Raw genomic sequence first — 432 nt, forward strand, 5'->3', positions numbered from 1 at the left:
GGCGGGCGCCGGGTGTTCAGGCGCGGGGCTTCGTGGCGCGGAGCCGGTGGAGGGTGTCGAGGACGTCGTCGAGCCAGGCGATGGTCATGCGCTCGTAGGCGATGCCGCCGCGCAGGACGACGTGCTGGAGTTCCTGGCCGACGTCCAGGGGGTCGGGTGCTTCGGGACCGGTGAAGTCCCGCTGCTCCCCGGTGAGGTAGCGCCGGAGCCGGTCGTCGTGGGCCTTCCGGTGGCGCTCGACCTCGGAGAGCAGCGCCGTCGGGTCGTCGAAGGCCGCTCCCCTGATCTTCACGGCCAGTTCGTGGCGTACGCTCTCCGGTTCGATCGGCTCGTGCAGCCATGCCGAGAGCGCCGCACGTCCGGGGGCCGCCACGGAGTACTCCTTCTTGTCCGGCCGCCCCCGCTGCGGGACGTCGCGGACGTGCAGGAGGC

Annotated in this window: 1 protein-coding gene; it reads right to left on the reverse strand. The window is 72.7% G+C overall.

Annotation, left to right across the window (positions count from 1 at the left end; all coding sequences use genetic code 11):
• Positions 1-16 precede the first annotated feature (16 nt).
• Positions 17-432 (reverse strand): PadR family transcriptional regulator (locus ACLZOT_RS50040; protein WP_416975993.1); only part of this gene is annotated, 416 nt, incomplete at its 5' end.

The sequence above is a fragment of the Streptomyces sp. 4F14 genome (genome assembly GCF_048159485.1).
Lineage (GTDB): Bacteria > Actinomycetota > Actinomycetes > Streptomycetales > Streptomycetaceae > Streptomyces.